Source organism: Burkholderia sp. 22088 (genome assembly GCF_052045915.1).
Classification (GTDB): domain Bacteria; phylum Pseudomonadota; class Gammaproteobacteria; order Burkholderiales; family Burkholderiaceae; genus Burkholderia; species Burkholderia cepacia.
Window position 1 is genome coordinate 369310 of sequence record NZ_JBQEPY010000004.1, and the last position, 18758, is coordinate 388067.

General features: G+C 66.2%; 17 protein-coding genes and 1 tRNA gene. 7 read left to right on the forward strand and 11 right to left on the reverse strand.

Annotated features, from left to right (window positions below; translation table 11 throughout):
- Positions 1-62: 62 nt before the first annotated feature.
- The gene (locus ACTJLD_RS10100; RefSeq protein ID WP_027788116.1) at positions 63-575 is read right to left on the reverse strand and encodes a GNAT family N-acetyltransferase; all 513 of its coding nucleotides are present in this window, start codon (positions 573-575) and stop codon (positions 63-65) included.
- A 248-nt stretch (positions 576-823) separates the two neighbouring features.
- Between ACTJLD_RS10100 and ACTJLD_RS10105 the strand changes: the two genes are divergently transcribed.
- Positions 824-979, forward strand: coding sequence for a hypothetical protein (locus ACTJLD_RS10105; protein ID WP_196494415.1), 156 nt, complete (start codon positions 824-826; stop codon positions 977-979).
- A 263-nt stretch (positions 980-1242) separates the two neighbouring features.
- Positions 1243-2403: an alkane 1-monooxygenase gene (locus ACTJLD_RS10110; protein ID WP_060083965.1), complete on the forward strand. Its 1161-nt coding sequence runs from the start codon at positions 1243-1245 to the stop codon at positions 2401-2403.
- On the opposite strand, the gene ACTJLD_RS10115 is transcribed toward ACTJLD_RS10110, so the two are convergent.
- The 3 genes from ACTJLD_RS10115 to serS form a co-directional block, all read right to left on the reverse strand.
- Positions 2322-2636, reverse strand: a complete 315-nt coding sequence (locus tag ACTJLD_RS10115) for a methyl-accepting chemotaxis protein (protein WP_440658686.1) — start codon at positions 2634-2636, stop codon at positions 2322-2324. The genes ACTJLD_RS10110 and ACTJLD_RS10115 overlap by 82 nt on opposite strands.
- Positions 2637-2778: 142 nt before the next feature.
- A tRNA-Ser gene (locus ACTJLD_RS10120) sits at positions 2779-2869 on the reverse strand.
- A 136-nt stretch (positions 2870-3005) separates the two neighbouring features.
- Positions 3006-4307: a serine--tRNA ligase gene (serS, locus tag ACTJLD_RS10125; protein WP_440658642.1), complete on the reverse strand. Its 1302-nt coding sequence runs from the start codon at positions 4305-4307 to the stop codon at positions 3006-3008.
- A gap of 263 nt (positions 4308-4570) precedes the next feature.
- On the opposite strand from serS, the gene ACTJLD_RS10130 reads away from it, so the two are divergent.
- Positions 4571-4837 (forward strand): DUF2164 domain-containing protein, encoded by a 267-nt coding sequence (locus ACTJLD_RS10130; RefSeq protein WP_021163431.1) that lies wholly within the window; start codon positions 4571-4573, stop codon positions 4835-4837.
- Between the two features lie 39 nt (positions 4838-4876).
- On the opposite strand, the gene ACTJLD_RS10135 is transcribed toward ACTJLD_RS10130, so the two are convergent.
- The 3 genes from ACTJLD_RS10135 to ACTJLD_RS10145 all read right to left on the reverse strand — a co-directional run bounded on the left by ACTJLD_RS10135 (position 4877) and on the right by ACTJLD_RS10145 (position 9422).
- Positions 4877-6187, reverse strand: coding sequence for a replication-associated recombination protein A (locus ACTJLD_RS10135; protein ID WP_027788118.1), 1311 nt, complete (start codon positions 6185-6187; stop codon positions 4877-4879).
- Positions 6188-6376: 189 nt separating this feature from the next.
- Positions 6377-7066, reverse strand: coding sequence for an outer membrane lipoprotein chaperone LolA (gene lolA / locus ACTJLD_RS10140; RefSeq protein ID WP_440658643.1), 690 nt, complete (start codon positions 7064-7066; stop codon positions 6377-6379).
- A 46-nt stretch (positions 7067-7112) separates the two neighbouring features.
- Positions 7113-9422, reverse strand: coding sequence for a DNA translocase FtsK (locus ACTJLD_RS10145; RefSeq protein ID WP_440658644.1), 2310 nt, complete (start codon positions 9420-9422; stop codon positions 7113-7115).
- Between the two features lie 413 nt (positions 9423-9835).
- Between ACTJLD_RS10145 and trxB the strand changes: the two genes are divergently transcribed.
- The 3 genes from trxB (at position 9836) to ACTJLD_RS10160 (ending at position 12324) form a co-directional block, all read left to right on the forward strand.
- Positions 9836-10798 carry a thioredoxin-disulfide reductase gene (trxB, locus tag ACTJLD_RS10150; RefSeq protein ID WP_021163435.1) on the forward strand — a complete coding sequence of 321 codons (963 nt, stop codon included), beginning with the start codon at positions 9836-9838 and terminating at the stop codon, positions 10796-10798.
- 136 nt (positions 10799-10934) lie between these two features.
- Entirely contained in the window at positions 10935-11714 is a 780-nt protein-coding gene (locus tag ACTJLD_RS10155; protein ID WP_440658645.1) for a Smr/MutS family protein, read from the forward strand.
- Positions 11701-12324 (forward strand): trimeric intracellular cation channel family protein, encoded by a 624-nt coding sequence (locus ACTJLD_RS10160; protein WP_027788121.1) that lies wholly within the window; start codon positions 11701-11703, stop codon positions 12322-12324. Before ACTJLD_RS10155 ends, ACTJLD_RS10160 begins: the two co-directional genes overlap by 14 nt.
- A gap of 89 nt (positions 12325-12413) precedes the next feature.
- On the opposite strand, the gene ACTJLD_RS10165 is transcribed toward ACTJLD_RS10160, so the two are convergent.
- From ACTJLD_RS10165 to ACTJLD_RS10180, 4 genes are all read right to left on the reverse strand, one after another.
- Positions 12414-13532 (reverse strand): ABC transporter ATP-binding protein, encoded by a 1119-nt coding sequence (locus tag ACTJLD_RS10165; RefSeq protein WP_021163438.1) that lies wholly within the window; start codon positions 13530-13532, stop codon positions 12414-12416.
- A 112-nt stretch (positions 13533-13644) separates the two neighbouring features.
- Entirely contained in the window at positions 13645-14502 is an 858-nt protein-coding gene (locus ACTJLD_RS10170; protein ID WP_006476648.1) for a carbohydrate ABC transporter permease, read from the reverse strand.
- Positions 14492-15430, reverse strand: a complete 939-nt coding sequence (locus tag ACTJLD_RS10175; RefSeq protein WP_027788122.1) for a carbohydrate ABC transporter permease — start codon at positions 15428-15430, stop codon at positions 14492-14494. Before ACTJLD_RS10175 ends, ACTJLD_RS10170 begins: the two co-directional genes overlap by 11 nt.
- Before the next feature lie 137 nt (positions 15431-15567).
- Positions 15568-16815 carry an ABC transporter substrate-binding protein gene (locus ACTJLD_RS10180; RefSeq protein WP_027788123.1) on the reverse strand — a complete coding sequence of 416 codons (1248 nt, stop codon included), beginning with the start codon at positions 16813-16815 and terminating at the stop codon, positions 15568-15570.
- Between the two features lie 431 nt (positions 16816-17246).
- Here ACTJLD_RS10180 and zwf point away from each other — a divergent pair, with 431 nt between their 5' ends.
- The gene (zwf, locus tag ACTJLD_RS10185) at positions 17247-18716 is read left to right on the forward strand and encodes a glucose-6-phosphate dehydrogenase (protein WP_027788124.1); all 1470 of its coding nucleotides are present in this window, start codon (positions 17247-17249) and stop codon (positions 18714-18716) included.
- Positions 18717-18758: the final 42 nt, after the last annotated feature.

The window sequence follows — 18758 nt, forward strand, 5'->3', positions numbered from 1 at the left end:
CGGGCTGGCAAGCGGGCGACCGGACCTTCATCGCGCCGCGCGGCCCGCGTTCTGACGTCGCGTCAGTGCTTCACCTGCGACACGTACAGCGATTTCATCGCGCCGGGCATCCGCGCGATCGGCGCGTGTTCGCCGGTGTTGCCGAAACCCGCGCGCTCGTAGAAGCGGATCGCGTTGCGGTTCGCATCGGCAATCCACGCGTAGACGTCCTGGGCGCCGCGCTCGGCGAGCCAGGCGGTGGCCGTCTCCAGCAGCAGCACGCCGCCGCGTAGATGGCGCACCGCGTGCGCGACCCACAGCTCGCTGACGAACGCACGCCGATCGGGCGTATTGTCGAAATACGCGCCGATCATGCCGGCCGGATGGCCTTCGGTATACAGCAGGAAAGTCGTCGACTCGTCGGACACGGCGCGCTGCGCGGCAATCGCCGACGCTGCGTCCGTTTCGACGTTCAGCAATTCGGCCTCCGGCGCTTCGCCGGGCGCGTAGGGCTCGCGCAGCGATGCAGCGCGGAGTTCGCGATACACGCCGCCCTGGTCGGCAACGATACGACGAACGGTCAAGGTCGAACTCATGCAGGCACAGCCCCCTTCGGACAGCAAGCTACTAGCTTCAACCGAAAGCGGGGCATGAGTCAAATCGTAATTTTCAAATGGCAGCGCGAATCGAAAGGCGGCAGGCACTGCGGGCGGCCATGCGGCCAGCCCGTGTGCAGGTGCAGCATCGGCACATCGACGCGGCAACCGGATGACCACCGTGACGGCTTCATTCGACGCCTGGCAGCAGTCGCCTTGCGGCAACAGGCAGTCGCAGGTCGGGCCCCGTGAATTTCATCATGAAGGGCGTAATGATCCGTAATATTGGTAACGCCGAAGCAAGCGACATGGGTCGTCATCCCGCTCCGCATATTGCGATGCAACATTTGTTGCGAACCTGCAGCGTCGACGCCAATCCTCGTCACGGCACGCCATCCGTCTGACAAACCTGCCGCCCGCGCGGGCCGATCCGGTCATTCCCGCATGTTTCAATCGGCGTGCGCGGGCTCTTCCCTGCCTGCGCCGCACGCGCGCCGCCGTTTGGAGCCGCACGCCTAGTGCCGGAGTTTGGCAAGCGTGCGCATGGGTCGTATAACAGGCAGAACCGGACGACGATCCGGTTCAACCGCGCGTGCGTCGCGGGCCAACGAGAATTCGAACAACCGTACAGGCGGCCGCCTTCGGGCCGGCCGGCAGGAGGGAGACAATGGCAATGACCGACGGATCGGCTTCGGGCTGGTCGGATGGCAAGCGTTACCTGTGGCTGCTCGGCGCACTGACGATCACGCTACCGATTCTCGCCGCCCAACTCGCGCTGTCGACGGGCCTGCATGTGTTCTGGTGGTTCGGCCCCCTGTTCGCGTTCGGCGTGATCCCGATCCTCGACACGCTGATCGGCGACGATCGCGACAATCCGCCCGAGGCCGTGGTGCCGCACCTCGAACGGGAGCGCTACTACCGGCTGATCGTCTATCTCGCGACCCTCGTCGAATACGTCGCGTTCTTCGCGTGCGTATGGATCGTCGGCACGCACGCGCTCGCCTGGTACGACTACGTCGGCTTCGCGCTGTCGCTCGGCGCCGCGACGGGCATCTCGATCAACACCGCACATGAACTCGGGCACAAGACCGACCGCTTCGAACGCTGGCTCGCGAAGATCACGCTCGCGCCGGTCGCATACGGCCATTTCTACGTCGAGCACAATCGCGGCCACCATGTACGTGTCGCGACGGCCGAGGATCCGGCGAGCGCGCGCTACGGCGAATCGTTCTGGGCCTTCCTGCCGCGCACCGTGACCGGCAGCATCCGCTCCGCGTGGCGGCTCGAGAAGGCCCGCCTCGAACGGCTCGGGCATTCGCCGTGGACCTGGCGCAACGAGGTGCTGCACGCATGGGCGATGACCGTCGTCGTGTGGGGCATCGCGATCGTGCTGGCCGGCAAGGTCGTGATCCCGTTCCTCGTGATCCAGGCCGTCTACGGCGCGTCGCTGCTCGAAGTCGTGAACTACGTCGAGCACTACGGGCTCGGCCGCCGCAAGCTGCCGAACGGCCGCTACGAACGCTGCACGCCGCAGCATTCGTGGAACAGCAATCACGTCGTCACCAACCTGTTCCTGTACCAGTTGCAGCGGCACGCCGACCATCACGCGAATCCGACGCGCTCGTATCAGGCGCTGCGCCACTTCGACGATTCGCCGCAACTGCCGGCCGGCTACGCGACGATGATCCTGTTCGCGTACGTGCCGCCGCTCTGGTATCGCGTGATGAACCCGCGGGTGGTCGCGCACTACGGCGGCAACATGGCGCAATCGAACATCAAGCCGTCGATCCGCGCCCGGGTGCTCGCGCAATATCCGGCCACAGCTTGACTGTGCTCCTGCGACGCGGACGAGATCTCGCCGACGATCGTCGTGACGCGCTGCACCGCATCGACGATCTCGTGAATCGACTCGCCCGCGCGGCCGATCAGCACGGCGCCTTCGTCAACACGCTGCGTCGACTGCTCGATGAGCCCCTTGATCTCCTTCGCGGCGGCGACACGCGTCCCCGCGATCCGGACAGACTGAACTGCCGACGCTGCCCACTGCGCAGCAAGACATATGGAACACGGTCGCTATCGCATCGGCACATTCCGATGCATCGATGGTCGATGCTGTTGCCACCGCAACGCCTTGCGACACACGATTTAGCAAGCCCAAAACGAAAAACCCCTTGATCCTTCCGGATCAAGGGGTTTCGTATTTTGGCGGAGAGGGTGGGATTCGAACCCACGGTACGGGGAAACCGTACGCCTGATTTCGAGTCAGGTACATTCGACCACTCTGCCACCTCTCCTTCCTTGCTGCTTTACTGCATTTCGCGTTTGGTCGTTTCCGCGAAAGAAAAGATTATAGAACGATCTCTTCGAATCTCACAAGCCCTTTTTGCAAATTTTTTTGCGGGGGCTTGAAGCGATCGCCGGCGCGCGACCTTACGACGCCTGTGCCGGCGCGTCGATGCGCTCGATGCCGCCCATGTACGGACGCAGCACTTCCGGCACCGTGACCGAGCCGTCCGCGTTCTGGTAGTTCTCCAGCACCGCGACGAGCGTGCGGCCGACCGCAAGGCCCGAACCGTTGAGCGTATGCACGAGTTCCGGCTTGCCCTGTGCGTTGCGGAAACGCGCTTGCATCCGGCGCGCCTGGAACGCCTCGGTGTTCGAGCAACTCGAGATCTCGCGATAGGTGTTCTGCGCAGGCAGCCACACTTCGAGGTCGAACGTCTTCGCGGCCGAGAAGCCCATGTCGCCGGTGCACAGCGTGATCACGCGGTACGGCAGGCCGAGCTTCTGCAGGATCGCTTCCGCATGGCCGACCATCTCGTCGAGCGCCGCGTACGACGCATCCGGCGCGACGACCTGCACCATCTCGACCTTGTCGAACTGGTGCTGGCGGATCATCCCGCGCGTGTCGCGGCCATACGAACCGGCTTCCGAGCGGAAGCACGGCGAATGCGCGGTCAGCTTGATCGGCAGCGCGGAGCCTTCGACGATCGACTCGCGCACGGTGTTCGTCAGCGAGATTTCCGACGTGGAGATCAGGTATTGCGTGACCTTGTTCTCCTCGCCGCCCTTCTCGACGCGGAACATGTCGTCCGCGAACTTCGGCAACTGGCCCGTACCGTACAGGATCTCGGGGTTCACGATGTACGGCGTATACGCTTCGGTGTAGCCGTGCTGCTGCGTATGCGTGTCGATCATGAACTGCGCGAGCGCGCGGTGCAGGCGCGCGATCGAGCCGCGCAGCATCGTGAAGCGCGCGCCGGCGAGCTTTGCGCCGGTCTCGAAATCGAGGCCGAGCGGCGTGCCGACGTCGACGTGATCCTTCACCTCGAAATCGAACTTGCGCGGCGTGCCCCAGCGGCGCACCTCGACGTTGTCGGCTTCGTCCTTGCCGACCGGCACGCTTTCATGCGCGACGTTCGGCATACCGAGCATCAGGTCGGACAGGCGCGCCTGGATGTCGCCGAGCTTGGCTTCCCCCGCCTTCATTTCGTCGCCGATCCCGCCGACCTCGGCCATCACGGCCGACGTGTCCTCGCCCTTGCCCTTCATCGCACCGATCTGCTTCGACAGGCTGTTGCGGCGCGCCTGGAGCTCTTCGGTGCGGGTCTGGATCGCGCGGCGTTCCGCTTCGAGGGCGGAGAACGCGGCGATGTCGAGGGTGTAGCCGCGATCGGCGAGGCGCTTCGCGACGCCGTCGAGGTCTTTGCGCAGCAACTGGATGTCGAGCATGGGAGGACTTGGAGAATCGTTGTGTAAGACGGGAATTCTAACGCACCGCAGGGCCGCCAAGGCACTGGACGGACGGACTATGCTGCAAACGGGCGATGACCGTGGCGCGATGGCCATGGCAGTATCGCGTTGCCGGCCCGCCCGTCGGCACCCGCGAAATCGCGCGGCATCGAAGCGCCGCGGATCGCGAAACGCCCGCGCGGGCCCGCGGCGGCGCATCGAGCAAGGCGCCCGCCCCACGTCACAGCACCCCAAGGAACCCGATGGCCATCGAACTGGACAAGGAAATACGCGACCGCGCGATCGCGTCACTGCAACGCTATTTCACAGAAAACATGGATGAGCCGATCGGCAATATCCAGGCCGGCGCGCTGCTGCATTTCTTCGTCGAGGAGATCGGCCCGGTGATCTACAACCTCGCGATCGCCGACGCGCAGTCGAGCCTGCACACGCGCATCGCCGAACTCGACATCGAATGCCATCAGGAGCCGTTCGACTACTGGAAGAAGCAGCCAGCACGCAAGCGCTGACGCGAGCCACGAGCATGCCGGCCGCCCCGGGCCGCGCCGTCAGTCCTTCTTGCCGGCTTCGCGATCGAGTTCGCGCAGCCACGCGAGCTTGTCGGCGATCTTCGATTCGAGCCCGCGCGGCACCGGCTTGTACCAGCGCGGTTCGCGCATCCCGTCCGGCAGGTACGTCTCGCCGGCCGCATACGCATTCGGCTCGTCGTGCGCGTAGCGATAGGCGTGACCGTAGCCGAGTTCCTTCATCAGCTTGGTCGGCGCGTTGCGCAGGTGCACGGGCACCTCGCGCGACTTGTCCTGCTTCACGAACGCCATCGCCTGGTTGAACGCGTTGTAGCCCGCGTTGCTCTTCGCCGCGCACGCGAGATAGATCACCGCCTGCCCGAGCGCGAGCTCGCCTTCCGGCGAGCCGAGCCGCTCGTAGGTTTCGGCCGCGTCGTTCGCCACCTGCAATGCGCGCGGATCGGCGAGGCCGATGTCTTCCCACGCCATCCGCACGATCCGCCGCGCGAGGTACTTCGGATCCGCGCCGCCGTCGATCATCCGGCAGAACCAGTACAGCGCACCGTCCGGGCTCGAACCGCGCACCGACTTGTGCAGCGCCGAGATCTGGTCGTAGAAGTTGTCGCCGCCCTTGTCGAAACGCCGCGCGTTCAGCGTCATCGCGCTGCTGACGAAATCGGCGTCGATCGTCGCGACGCCGGCCGACGTGGCCGCCGTCTGCGCCTGCTCGAGCAGGTTCAGAAAACGCCGCGCGTCGCCGTCCGCATAGCCGACCAGCGTATCGATCGCCTTGTCGTCGAACGCGAGGCCGTCGAGCGCGATTTCCTGTGCGCGCTTCAGCAACTGGCGCATCTCGTCGTCGTCCAGCGACTTCAGCACGTACACCTGCGCACGCGACAGCAATGCCGAATTGACCTCGAAGCTCGGGTTCTCGGTCGTGGCACCAATGAAGGTCACGAGCCCCGACTCGACGAACGGCAGCAACGCGTCCTGCTGCCCCTTGTTGAAGCGGTGGATCTCGTCGACGAACAGGATCGTGTGGCGGCCGGTGCGGTTCAGCGTGTCCTTCGCCTGCTCCATCGACTCGCGGATGTCCTTCACGCCGCCGAGCACCGCGGACAGCGCGATGAATTCGCAGTCGAACGCGAGCGCGGTGAGCCGCGCGAGCGTCGTCTTGCCGACGCCGGGCGGCCCCCACAGGATCATCGAATGCGGCTTGCCCGATTCGAACGCGAGCCGCAGCGGCTTGCCTTCGCCCAGCAAATGCGTCTGGCCGATCACCTCGGCGAGCGTCTTCGGCCGCAGCGCCTCGGCGAGCGGCCGGCGCGGCTCGACTTGAAACAGATCGGACATGAACCCTCGCTCCACATCAAAACGGTCGCGGCCGAACCGGCCGCCGGACCCGACATTATGACAGCCGCGCGACGGCACCGCCGTGCCTGCTGCCCGCGCCCGGTGCCCGCGCCCAGTGCCCGCGCCCGAAAACAACACGGGCCTGCCGTCGCCGGCAGGCCCGTTGCGAACAAACGGCGTGCGGCGCCGTCAGCCGGTAATCACGTCGGCGCCCTTCGGCACGACGAACTTGAACGTATCGCCCTTCAGCGGCGGATTCGTCTGGATGTTCGTAAACGTCAGCAGCGTGACGTTGCCGAACACGTCGTGCAGCTCCATCGCGGCGAGCGTGCCGTTGCGAAAGCCGATGCCGATCCGCTGGAACTGCGTGTCCTGCGCCTTCGGCAGCATCTCGAGCCACTCGATGCCGCCCTTCTCGCCGGCATCGCGCAGCGTGTAGCTCTTGTCGAGATCGTTGCTACCGAACAGGATCGCGGCCGGGCTCGCGCCCAGCGCGCCGTTCAGCTTGCGCTCGGTCACCTGGTTCAGGTCGCGGTCATACACGTAGAGCTTCTCGCCGTCGGCCTGCAGCACCTGCTGGTACGGCTTCTGGTACGTCCAGATGAACTTGCCCGGGCGCGCGAACACGAACGTGCCGCTCGAATTGTCGGTGGGCTTCGGCACGGCCTGCGCGGCGCTCGCGCCCTTCGCCGGCGCCTTGACGATCTGCTGCGTGAAGTCGCCCTTCGCCGAACGCACCTGCGACACGAACGCCTTCAGTTGCTCGGTGCCGCCCGCGAACGCGTGCGTCGCCGCGAGCATCAGCGATGCGCCGGCGAGCGCCGCGCCGAGCCAGCGCCGCGTCGAACGAAGGGGCATTGCGAACGAATGTTGCTGCATATTGCGGTTTTCTCCCTGGGTGGCCGGCGCCGCGAACGCCGCGGACTCATTCCGCGTCGCGCGCCGGCACAAGAATTTCGCGGTTGCCGCTCGACGACATCGCCGACACGAGCCCCGACTGCTCCATCTGCTCGAGCAGCCGCGCCGCGCGGTTATAGCCGATCCGCAGGTGCCGCTGCACGAGCGAGATCGACGCGCGGCGGTTCTTGATGACGATCTCGACCGCCTGGTCGTACAGCGGATCAGACTCGCCGCCGCCTTCGCCGGTTCCCGCGCCGGCCGAGCCCTCGTCGCCGTCGGCGGTGCCGCCTTCGAGCAGGCCCTCGACGTAGTTCGGCTCGCCCTGCTCCTTGAGCTTCTCGACGACGCGGTGCACTTCGTCGTCGGCGACGAACGCGCCGTGCACGCGCACCGGCAGCCCGCTGCCCGGCGGCAGGTACAGCATGTCGCCCATCCCGAGCAGCGATTCGGCGCCCATCTGGTCGAGAATCGTGCGCGAGTCGATCTTCGACGACACCTGGAATGCGATCCGGGTCGGCACGTTCGCCTTGATGAGGCCCGTGATCACGTCGACCGACGGACGCTGCGTCGCGAGGATCAGGTGGATGCCGGCCGCGCGCGCCTTCTGCGCGATCCGTGCAATCAGTTCCTCGACCTTCTTGCCGACGACCATCATCAGGTCGGCCAGCTCGTCGATCACCACGACGATGTTCGGCAGGCGGCCGAGCGGCTCGGGATCTTCCGGCGTCAGGCTGAACGGATTCGGCAGCTTCTCCTCGCGCTTCGCGGCCTCGTCGATCTTGTTGTTGTAGCCCGCGAGGTTGCGCACGCCGAGCTTGCTCATCAGCTTGTAGCGGCGCTCCATCTCCGCGACCGTCCAGTTCAGCGCGTGGCCGGCCTGGCGCATGTCGGTGACGACCGGGCACAGCAGGTGCGGAATGCCTTCGTAGACGCTCATTTCGAGCATCTTCGGATCGATCAGGATCAGGCGCACCTGCTCGGCGGTCGCTTTATACAGCAGCGACAGGATCATCGCGTTGATCCCGACCGACTTGCCCGAGCCGGTCGTACCGGCGACCAGCAGGTGCGGCATCTTCGCGAGATCCGCGCACACCGGCTTGCCGCCGATGTCCTTGCCGAGGCTGAGCGTGAGCGCCGACGATGCGGCCGCGTACACCTCGGAACCGATGATCTCGGACAGGTGCACCGTCTGGCGGCGCTGGTTCGGCAGCTCGAGCGCCATGTAGTTCTTGCCGGGAATCGTCTCGACGACGCGGATCGACACGAGCGACAGCGAGCGCGCGAGATCCTTCGCGAGGTTGACTATCTGGCTGCCCTTCACGCCGGTGGCCGGCTCGATCTCGTAGCGCGTGACGACCGGGCCCGGATACGCGGCCACGACGCTCGCCTCGACGCCGAAATCCTTCAGCTTCTTCTCGATCAGGCGCGACGTGAATTCGAGGGTATCGGCCGAAATCGCCTCCTGCGCCTTCGGCGCGGGGTCGAGCAGCGACACCGGCGGCAGCGTCGAATCGCCCGGCAGGTCGGTGAAGAGCGGCACCTGGCGCTCGCGCTCGACACGCTCGGACTTCGCCGGCGTGACGACCGGCGGCACGATCGTCACGGGCTCGTGATCCTCGATGCGCACGCGCTCCTCTTCGACCTTGCCTTCGCGGCGCACGGCCGCGGCCTCGCCGAGCTTGCGGTCGCGCTCGGCCTCGCGGCGCAGCTTCGCGACATTGACGGCGGACAGGATCGCACCGCCGACGCGCTCGGCGACCGACAGCCACGAGAAGCGGAAATACAGCGACAGGCCGATCGCGAGCAGGATCAGCAGCAGCAGCGTGCCGCCGGTGAAGCCGAACGCGTGCGCCATCGCACCCGCCACGGCCTCGCCGATCACGCCGCCCGGCGCGCGCGGCAACTGCACCTTCAGCGACCACATGCGCAGCGCCTCGATGCCGTCGCACGCCAGCACGACGAGCACGAACGCGAAGATTTCGGTGAGCCAGCCGATCGGCCGCTCGGGTTCGTCCACGACCGCCTCGTGACGCGTGATGCGGCGGTAGTTGACGGCGATGCGCCGCGCGAGCGGCACGATCAGCCAGTAGGCCGACAGGCCGAACAGCAGCAGGATGATGTCGGCCGTCCAGGCGCCGACGCGGCCGGCCCAGTTCGAGATGTGGTCCACCTGGGCGGCGTGCGTCCAGCTCGGATCGCGCCGGCTGTAGCTCAGCAGGGCCATCACCAGAAATGCGCAGAGCGCGACCTGGAGAATCCAGCGGATCTCCGTGAGGAGCTTCGACATCCGGTGCGGCAACGCCTGTGCCTGGGCGGAATAAGGAGCTTTTGCCATGAATCCGTATAAAGAGGACGGGCTGCGCGCCCGCCTGTCGTTCGATCCCGCATATTGTAAGCGCTGCACCGGGCCGCCAAGTGTAAATGACGGTTACATAACAGGGCCGGGGTACGGCCGGCGCGGCGCATGCTCTCCGCGGCGGCCCTTTCCGCCCTTTCACTCCGGTGCGCGGTCCGGCCGGCCGCCCGCAGCCGCGCCGCCCCGGGCGGGTGCCTCGCCCCGCCCGCCCCGCATGCGCGACCGTTGCGCCGCGAGACACTATCGCCGCGATTGAAACTCTCGTTCGGCAACGCAGCAACGGGGCCTTTATAATGCGCGTCTGATACCCATCTATGACGGCATCCCGGTCAACCCGGATCGTACGGCGAGCCCTACCCCGCCCGCCGCAGCCGACTTTTACGGATTCGCACATGTCCACGCCCAAACACGCCAAAGTCCTGATTCTCGGTTCCGGCCCCGCCGGCTACACGGCTGCCGTCTACGCGGCACGTGCCAACCTGTCCCCGGTGCTGATCACCGGCATCGCGCAGGGCGGCCAGCTGATGACCACGACCGACGTCGAAAACTGGCCGGCAGACGCGAAAGGCGTGCAGGGTCCGGAGCTGATGGCGCGCTTCCTCGAGCACGCCGAGCGCTTCAACACCGAAATCGTGTTCGACCACATCCACACCGCGAAGCTGCACGAGCAGCCGATCCGCCTGATCGGCGACTCGGGCGAATACACGTGCGACTCGCTGATCATCGCGACCGGCGCGTCCGCGCAGTATCTCGGCCTGCCGTCCGAAGAACATTTCATGGGCAAGGGCGTGTCGGCCTGCGCGACCTGCGACGGCTTCTTCTATCGCGGCCAGGAAGTCGCGGTGATCGGCGGCGGCAACACGGCCGTCGAGGAAGCGCTCTACCTGACGGGCATCGCGAAGAAGGTCACGGTGATCCACCGCCGCGACAAGTTCCGCGCGGAGCCGATCCTGATCGACCGCCTGCTGGAAAAGGAAAAGGAGGGCGCCGTCGTGATCAAGTGGGATCACGTGCTCGACGAAGTGACGGGCGAGGATTCGGGCGTCACGGGCCTGCGCATCAAGAACGTGAAGACCGGTGCGACGGAAGACCTCAGCGTGCAGGGCGTGTTCGTCGCGATCGGCCACAAGCCGAACACCGACCTGTTCCAGGGCCAGCTCGAGATGAAGGACGGCTACATCCTGACGAAGAGCGGCCTGCACGGCAACGCGACGTCGACGAGCGTGCCGGGCGTGTTCGCCGCCGGCGACGTGCAGGACAACGTGTACCGCCAGGCAATCACCAGCGCGGGCACGGGCTGCATGGCCGCGCTCGACGCGCAGCGCTACCTCGAAAGCCTGCACGACAAGAAGTAAGCCGCGAGACCGCTCGCGCCGGGCGCTACAATGGCGTCCGCTGCCGCGAAGCGGGCTCGACCGGAAAGCCGCTGCCGCCGTGCAGCGGCTTTTTTTTGCCCGCGCGCCCGAACGCGCCTGCCCTGTGTACCGAATCATGGCGAAGAACCAGCCCCATCCGAGCGATCCCGCGAAGCGGCAGATCGCCGCCCGTCCCGCGAACCCCGCGCCCGTCGCGCCGGCGCCCGCGCCCGATCCCGCCACATTGCGCGGCCAGGGGCTCGCGGGCCTCGGCGCATTGCGCAAGTCGCTGCAAGGCGAAGCCGATCGCCGCGAACGCCAACGCGTCGAAACGGCCAAGGCCGAGCGCAAGGCGGAAGCCGACGCGAACCTGTTCCGCAACGAGATCGGCGCGATCCAGCCGCTCAATGCCCCACCGCGCGCGGCAGCCGGCCGCACGCCGCCCGACCCGGTGCCGAAGCAGACGCAGCGCGACGAGGAAGCCGTGCTGAACGCGACGCTGTCCGACGAATTCGATCCCGAGACGCTGCTCGACAGCGACGACTCGCTGTATTACCACCGCCCCGGCATCAGCCGCGACGTCGTGCGCAAGCTGAGGAGCGGCGCGTGGATCGTGCAGGCGCAGATCGACCTGCACGGGATGCGGCGCGACGAGGCGCGCGACGCGCTCGCCGAGTTCATCCGCGAAGCCGGCAAGAAAGGGCTGCGCTGCCTGCGCGTGATCCACGGCAAGGGGCTCGGCTCGATCGGCAAGGAACCCGTGCTGAAGGGCAAGGTGCGCGCGTGGCTCGTGCAGAAGGAAGAAGTGATCGCGTTCTGCGAGGCGCGCGGCCACGACGGCGGCGCGGGCGCGGTGCTGGTCCTGCTGCAGCCGTTCGCGGCACCCGCCGACCGGGGGCCGCGTGCCGCATCCTAGGCTGACGCTCGCGATCGCGGTACTGGAGGCGATCGCCACGCTGGCCTTTGCGATCTCGGGCTTCATCGAGGCGCGCAAGAACCGTCTCGACTCGGTCGGCACGTTCGTCGTGGCGCTCGCCACCGCGTTCGGCGGCGGCACGCTGCGCGACATCCTGCTCGAGCGCCGCCCGTTCTACTGGGTCGTGCACGACGACTACGTGATCGCGATCTTCGTGCTCGCGCTGTTCGCGCCGTTCGTGCTGCGCATGCTGTCGCGGCTGTCGGCCGAGCGGCTGCTGCTCGTCGCCGATGCGATCGGGCTCGGGATCTTCAGCATCTCGGGCACGGCGATCGCGCTCGATGCCGAGATGCCGCGCTTCATCGCGGTGATGATGGGCGTGATTACCGGCGTGGTCGGCGGGATCATCCGCGACGTGCTGTGCAACGACATCCCGCTGATCCTGCGCGATTCGCGGCCGTACGCGACCTGTGCGTTCGTCGGCTGCTGGTTCTACCTGCTGCTCGTGTGGCTGCAGTTCGATTCCGTGTACAGCGTGCTGCTCGCGACCGGCTTCATCCTCGTCGCGCGGCTCGCGACCTTCAAGTTCGACGTGCGGCTGCCGCACTGAGCGCCGCCGCAACGCCGGACGCATCGCCAGAAACAAAAGGGGCCGCTCACGTCGAGACGGCCCCTTCTTCGTTCAGCGCGAACGCTGCCTCACGCGATCCGCTCTTCCGACGCCGGATCGAACAGCACCGCCTTCGACACGTCGAACAGCAGCGACTGCGTCTGCCCCGGCTGCGGGTTCGCGGCCGGATGCACGCGGCTCACGATCCGCTTGCCGTTCACCTGTGCGAACACGTGCGTGTCCGGCCCGGTCGGCTCGGTCACGTCGACGCGCACGTCGATCGGCTGCAGCTTCGACGCCTCGCCGTGGTGTGCGTTGCGCGCATCGGTGATGCGCTCCGGACGCAGCCCGAGGATCACCTCGCGGCCGACGTGGCCGTTCATCCGCTTCGCGTCGAACGGCAGGTTCAGCGCGCTGCGCGCGAGGCCCGTGTCGATCTCGAGCGCGATCCCGCTGCCCTGCTCGACCAGCTTGCCGTTGATGAAGTTCATCGGCGGCGCGCCGATGAAGCCCGCGACGAACAGGTTCGACGGCGAATCGTAGATCTCCTGCGGCGCGCCGAACTGCTGGACCACGCCGTCCTTCATCACCGCGATCCGGTCGCCGAGCGTCATCGCCTCGATCTGGTCGTGCGTCACGTAGACGATCGTCGTGCCGAGGCGCTGGTGCAGCAGCTTGATTTCCGCGCGCATCTCGATGCGCAGCTTCGCGTCGAGGTTCGACAGCGGCTCGTCGAACAGGAACAGCGACGGATCGCGGGCGAGCGCGCGGCCCATCGCGACACGCTGGCGCTGGCCGCCGGACAGCTGGCCCGGCTTGCGGTCGAGCAGGTGCTGGATCTGCAGCATCTGCGACACGCGGTCGACGATCTGCTGCTGTTCGCTCTTCGGCACCTTGCGGATGTTCAGGCCGAACGAGATGTTCTCGCGCACCGTCATCGACGGATACAGCGCGTAAGACTGGAACACCATCGCGATGTCGCGATCCTTCGGCGACAGGTCGTTGACGACCTTGCCGTCGATGCAGATCTCGCCGCTCGTGACCGTCTCGAGCCCGGCGATCATGTTGAGCAGCGTCGATTTCCCGCAGCCCGAACCGCCGACCAGGATCAGGAACTGTCCGTCCTCGATCTCGATGTCGACACCCTTCAGGACCGGCACCCCGTTCGGGTAGGTCTTGTACACGTCACGGATGGAAAGGCTTGCCATGCTGTGAATCCTCTGTCTCGTCTCGCGCGGCACACTCCGGCGCCGCGTCGGGTTCGTTTCGATGCGCCGCGCGCGAGGCGCGGCCGGTTCGTCGTATCGGATGAAGCCGCGCTTACCCCTTCACCGCGCCCGCCGTCAGCCCGCGCACGAAATAGCGGCCGGCGACGATGTAGACGAGCAGCGTCGGCAGCGCGGCGATGATCGCGCCGGCCATGTCGACGTTGTACTCCTTCACGCCCGTCGACGTGTTGACGAGGTTGTTCAGCGCAACCGTGATCGGCATCGAATCGACGCCGGAGAACACGATCCCGAACAGGAAGTCGTTCCAGATCTGCGTGAACTGCCAGATCAGGCACACCATGAAGATCGGCAGCGACACCGGCAGCAGGATCTTCGTGAAGATCGTGAAGAAACCGGCGCCGTCGATGCGCGCAGCCTTCACCAGCTCGGCCGGCACGCTCACGTAGAAGTTGCGGAAGAACATCGTCGTGAACGCGATCCCGTACACGACGTGCACGAACACGAGGCCCGGAATCGTGTTGGCAAGGCCGAGCATCCCCTGCAGGCGCGCCATCGGCAGCAGGATCACCTGGAACGGGATGAAGCAGCCGACCAGCATCATCGTGAACAGCGCGTCGGCGCCGCGAAAGCGCCAGTGCGTGAGCACGTAGCCGTTGAACGCGCCGATCAGCGACGAGATCAGCACGGCCGGGATCACCATCTGCAGCGAGTTCAGGAAGAACGGCTTCATCCCGTCGCAGCGCACGCCGGTACAGGCGCCGCTCCACGCCTTCACCCACGGGTCGACGGTCCAGCTGGTGGGCGGCGTCAGCAGGTTGCCGGTACGCAGCTGGTCGAGATCCTTGAACGACGTCGACAGCATCACGTAGATCGGGAACAGGAAATACAGCGCGAACAGGATCAGTGCCGCGTAGATCACTGCCCGGCTGATCGTCATCTTAGGCTGCATTGCGGGTGCTCCTCGATTCCATATACATCAGCGGCACCAGCACCGCGACCACGGTCGCGAGCATCATCACCGAGGATGCCGCGCCGAGCCCGAGCTGGCCGCGGTTGAACGAAAACGTGTACATGAACATGGCCGGCAGCGACGACGACGTGCCCGGGCCGCCCGCCGTCAGCGCGACGACGAGGTCGAAGGTCTTGATCGTGATGTGGCAGAGGATCAGCAGCACCGAGAAGAACACCGGGCGCATGCTCGGGATCACGATCTTGCGGTAGATGGTCGGCAGCGTCGCGCCGTCCACCTGCGCGGCCTTGAAGATCTCGCTGTCGACGCCGCGCAGCCCCGCGAGGAACAGCGCCATCACGAAACCGGTCGACTGCCACACGGCCGCGATCACCACGCAGAAGATCGCCTTGTCCGGATCGTCGAGCCAGCCGAACGAGAAGCTCGTCCAGCCCCAGTCGTGCATCACCTTCTCGAGGCCGAGGCCCGGGTTCAGGATCCACTGCCACGCGGTACCCGTGACGATGAACGACAGCGCCATCGGGTACAGGAAGATCGCGCGCAGCGCGCCTTCGTTGCGGATCCGCTGGTCGAGCAGGATCGCGAGGAACAGCCCGAGCGCGACGCAGATCGCGATGAACGGAATCCCGAACCACGCGAGGTTCGCGGCGGACGTCCACCACACGTCGTTCTGGAACAGGTCCGTGTAACGGCCGAAGCCGTCGAATTCGTAGTTCGGCAACAGCCGCGAATTGGTCAGCGACAGATAGCCGGTAATCAGGATGAAGCCGTAGATGAACACCACGGCGATCGCGACGCTCGGCGCAAGCACGAGCTTCGGGATCCAGCGATCGGCGAAGGCCGACATCGGCGACGTGCGCCGTGCGGCGGCAGCGCCGGATCCGTTTCCGCTAAGAGGGGCAGCCACTTGATTCGACTCCTGGAACGAGGGCGGCGCAGGCCGGGCCGGCGCCGGTACGGCACGGGCCCGCGGGCGAGCCCGTTTGCTGCACATGCAAAAACGCCCGGCCGAGATAGCGTGTCCGGCCGGGCGCCTGTCGCGCGTTACTTGACCTTCGCGGCCTTCGCGAGCGCGGCGACCGCGCTCTTCGAATCCTGCTGCGAGTTCATGAACTTCGTCACGACGTCCGTGATCGCGCCGGCGGTCGCATCGCTCTGCGCCATCCCGTGTGCGAGCGACGGCACGAAGCCGCCCGACTTGATCGCGGTCTGCTCGTCGGCGTACGACTTCTTCGCGCAGTCGTCGAACTTGTCCATCTTCACGCCGAGGCGCACGGGCACCGAACCCTTCAGCAGGCTGAACTGCTCCTGGAAGTCCGGCGTCATGATCGTCTTCGCGAGTGCGAGCTGGCCCGGCGTCGCGGCCTTCTCGCCCTTCTGCTGGAAGAACACGAACGAGTCGACGTTGAACGTGTACGCATTCGCCGTACCCGGCACCGCCGCGCAGATGTAGTCCTTGCCCGCCTTCTTGCCGGCGTTCTCGAACTCGCCCTTCGCCCAGTCGCCCATGAACTGCATGCCGGCCTTGCCGTTGATGACCATCGCGGTCGCGAGGTTCCAGTCGCGGCCGTTACGGCCGGTATCGAAGTAACCCTGGATCTTGCGCACCGTGTCGAACACGGACAGCATCTGCGGCGACGTCAGCGTCGCCTGGTCGAGGTCGACCAGCGCCTTCTTGTAGAACGCCGGGCCCTGCGACAGCACGACGTCTTCCCACAGCGTCAGGTCCTGCCACGGCTGGCCGCCCATCGCGACCGGCTGGATACCCGCGGCCTTCAGCTTGTCGGCCACCGCGAAGAATTCAGGCCAGGTGGTCGGCACCTTCGCGCCGACCTTGTCGAGCGCGGCCTTGTTGATGTACAGCCAGTTCACGCGGTGCACCGAGAACGGCGCCGCGACGGTGTGGCCCTTGTACTTGATGATCTTGTCGATTTCCGGCGGCAGGTTCTGCTTCCAGTCGCCGGCAGCGGAATCGATGTTGACGAGCACGCCCTGGTCGGCCCAGTCCTGGATCAGCGGACCCTTGATCTGCGCGGCCGACGGTGCGTCGCCGCTGATCACCTTGGTCTTCAGCGCGGTCATCGCCGCTGCGCCCGCGCCGCCCGCGACCGCGAAGTCCTTCCACACGTAGCCCTGCTTCTGCAGGTCGTCCTTCAGCACGCCGACGGCCTTCGACTCGCCGCCCGAGGTCCACCAGTGCAGCACCGTTACGTTCTCGGCTGCCTGCGCCGCCACGGCGCCAGCCATCAGACCTGCCGCGCAGAGCGCGCCCATGATCGAGCGAACTTTCATTACTTATCTCCTCCAGACTGAATCAACTCGTGAGGTTCCCTGACCGGGAACCGGCTTCTTGATAAACGACGGGGAAATCGAGCCGCGGGACGCATGCAGCGTACGGGGCCGATGACCGGCCGGGCTCTTACAGAAAGCGTGAATCGAGATTCAACGGCGTGTCTCCTCTTTGTGTTTCTGGCCCGCCGCGATGCTGCGGCGCGAGCCCGGGGCCGACGGCGCGCCGACGATGCGCGCCGTCAATGTCCGATAACATTCGGCACAAGGCGTTCCCGAAGGCGAAGCTCGCGCAGTTCATCGACCGCACTTCTTTTTTCTTCACCCAGGTGCTACCCCTTGCGGCGGATTGTAGTTAAACTACAATTCAGTGTCAAAAATATTTTTATCGCACTACGGATCGCTTCCCAGCACCCCCAACACGGCGGAGACACATGCATACCGATTCCAGCTTTACCTTCGTACTTTTCGGCGGCACCGGCGATCTGTCGATGCGCAAGATCCTGCCCGCGCTGTTCGAAGCGCACCGTGCGAACATGCTGGCGGAGAGCGGCCGGATCGTCGCCGTGGCGCGTCACGAATCGGACCGCGCGGGTTATCTCGAATGGGTCGACACGCACGTGAAGCCGCACGCGGAGAAAGCCGCCGGCAAGGCGCTCGACGAAACGGCGTGGAAGTCCTTCCTCGATCGCATCGAGTACGTGAAGCTCGACCTCGGCCGCGCGGAAGACTACGTCGTGCTGCGCGACGCGATCGCATCGCTGCCCGGCATCCGCGTGTTCTATCTCGCGACTGGCCCGTCGCTGTTCGTGCCGATCTGCAAGGCGCTCGCGTCGGTCGGCCTGAACGAAGGCTCGCGCATCGTGCTCGAAAAGCCGCTCGGCTACGACCTGAAGTCGTCGAATGCGATCAACGACGCGGTCGGCGAGATCTTCGCGGAAGGCCAGATCTACCGGATCGACCACTACCTCGGCAAGGAACCCGTGCAGAACCTGCTCGCGCTGCGCTTCGGCAATGCGCTGTTCGAGCCGCTGTGGCGCCGCGAATGGGTCGAGAGCATCCAGATCACGATCGCCGAGGAGCTCGGCGTCGAGGCACGCGGCGATTTCTACGACAATACGGGCGCGCTTCGCGACATGGTGCAGAACCACCTGCTGCAGCTGCTGTCGATCGTCGCGATGGAGCCGCCGCATTCGATGGATTCGGATTCGGTGCGCGACGAGAAGCTGCGCGTGCTGCGCGCGCTGAAGCCGGTCGATCCGCGCGACATCGGCAAGGTGGCCGTGCGCGGCCAGTATCATGCGGGCGTGATCAAGGGCGCGCAGGTGCCCGCCTACGCGACCGAGCCGGGCGTGAAGCCGGACAGCCAGACCGAAACCTTCGTCGCGCTGAAGGTCGAGATCGAGAACTGGCGCTGGGCCGGCGTGCCGTTCTTCCTGCGCACCGGCAAGCGTCTGGCCGACCGTGTCGCGGAGATCGTCGTCAATTTCCGCCCGGTGCCGCACTCGGCGCTCGGGCCCACCGCGTTGCGTCCCGGTTCGAACCGCCTCGTGATCCGGCTGCAGCCGAACGAGACGATCCGCCTGTACTGCCTCGCCAAGCAGCCGGGCGAAGGGATGAACCTCGCGAGCGTGCACCTCGACCTCGCGTTCGACCAGTTCTTCAAGGAAGGGCAGATGGAGGCGTACCAGCGCCTGCTGCTCGACGTGATCAACGGCCGTCTCGCCCTCTTCGTGCGCCGCGACGAACAGGAAGCCGCATGGCGCTGGGTCGAACCGATCCTGAACGAATGGGCCCGCACGCTGAAGCCGCCGAAGCCGTACGCGGCGGGCACGTGGGGGCCGGCCGCGGCGAGCGCGATGCTCGCGCAGCACGACACCTGCTGGCTCGAAGAAGAGAACTGATGTAAACGTCACCGCGCACGCCTTCGTACGCGGCGACGTGCC

What these genes read in the sequence shown, in the direction of transcription:
- ACTJLD_RS10100 (WP_027788116.1), bottom strand. Translation starts at nt 575, where the DNA reads ATGAGTTCGACCTTGACCGTTCGTCGTATCGTTGCCGACCAGGGCGGC.
- ACTJLD_RS10110 (WP_060083965.1), top strand. Translation starts at nt 1,243, where the DNA reads ATGGCAATGACCGACGGATCGGCTTCGGGCTGGTCGGATGGCAAGCGT.
- serS (WP_440658642.1), bottom strand. Translation starts at nt 4,307, where the DNA reads ATGCTCGACATCCAGTTGCTGCGCAAAGACCTCGACGGCGTCGCGAAG.
- ACTJLD_RS10130 (WP_021163431.1), top strand. Translation starts at nt 4,571, where the DNA reads ATGGCCATCGAACTGGACAAGGAAATACGCGACCGCGCGATCGCGTCA.
- ACTJLD_RS10135 (WP_027788118.1), bottom strand. Translation starts at nt 6,187, where the DNA reads ATGTCCGATCTGTTTCAAGTCGAGCCGCGCCGGCCGCTCGCCGAGGCG.
- lolA (WP_440658643.1), bottom strand. Translation starts at nt 7,066, where the DNA reads ATGCAGCAACATTCGTTCGCAATGCCCCTTCGTTCGACGCGGCGCTGG.
- ACTJLD_RS10145 (WP_440658644.1), bottom strand. Translation starts at nt 9,422, where the DNA reads ATGGCAAAAGCTCCTTATTCCGCCCAGGCACAGGCGTTGCCGCACCGG.
- trxB (WP_021163435.1), top strand. Translation starts at nt 9,836, where the DNA reads ATGTCCACGCCCAAACACGCCAAAGTCCTGATTCTCGGTTCCGGCCCC.
- ACTJLD_RS10155 (WP_440658645.1), top strand. Translation starts at nt 10,935, where the DNA reads ATGGCGAAGAACCAGCCCCATCCGAGCGATCCCGCGAAGCGGCAGATC.
- ACTJLD_RS10165 (WP_021163438.1), bottom strand. Translation starts at nt 13,532, where the DNA reads ATGGCAAGCCTTTCCATCCGTGACGTGTACAAGACCTACCCGAACGGG.
- ACTJLD_RS10170 (WP_006476648.1), bottom strand. Translation starts at nt 14,502, where the DNA reads ATGCAGCCTAAGATGACGATCAGCCGGGCAGTGATCTACGCGGCACTG.
- ACTJLD_RS10180 (WP_027788123.1), bottom strand. Translation starts at nt 16,815, where the DNA reads ATGAAAGTTCGCTCGATCATGGGCGCGCTCTGCGCGGCAGGTCTGATG.
- zwf (WP_027788124.1), top strand. Translation starts at nt 17,247, where the DNA reads ATGCATACCGATTCCAGCTTTACCTTCGTACTTTTCGGCGGCACCGGC.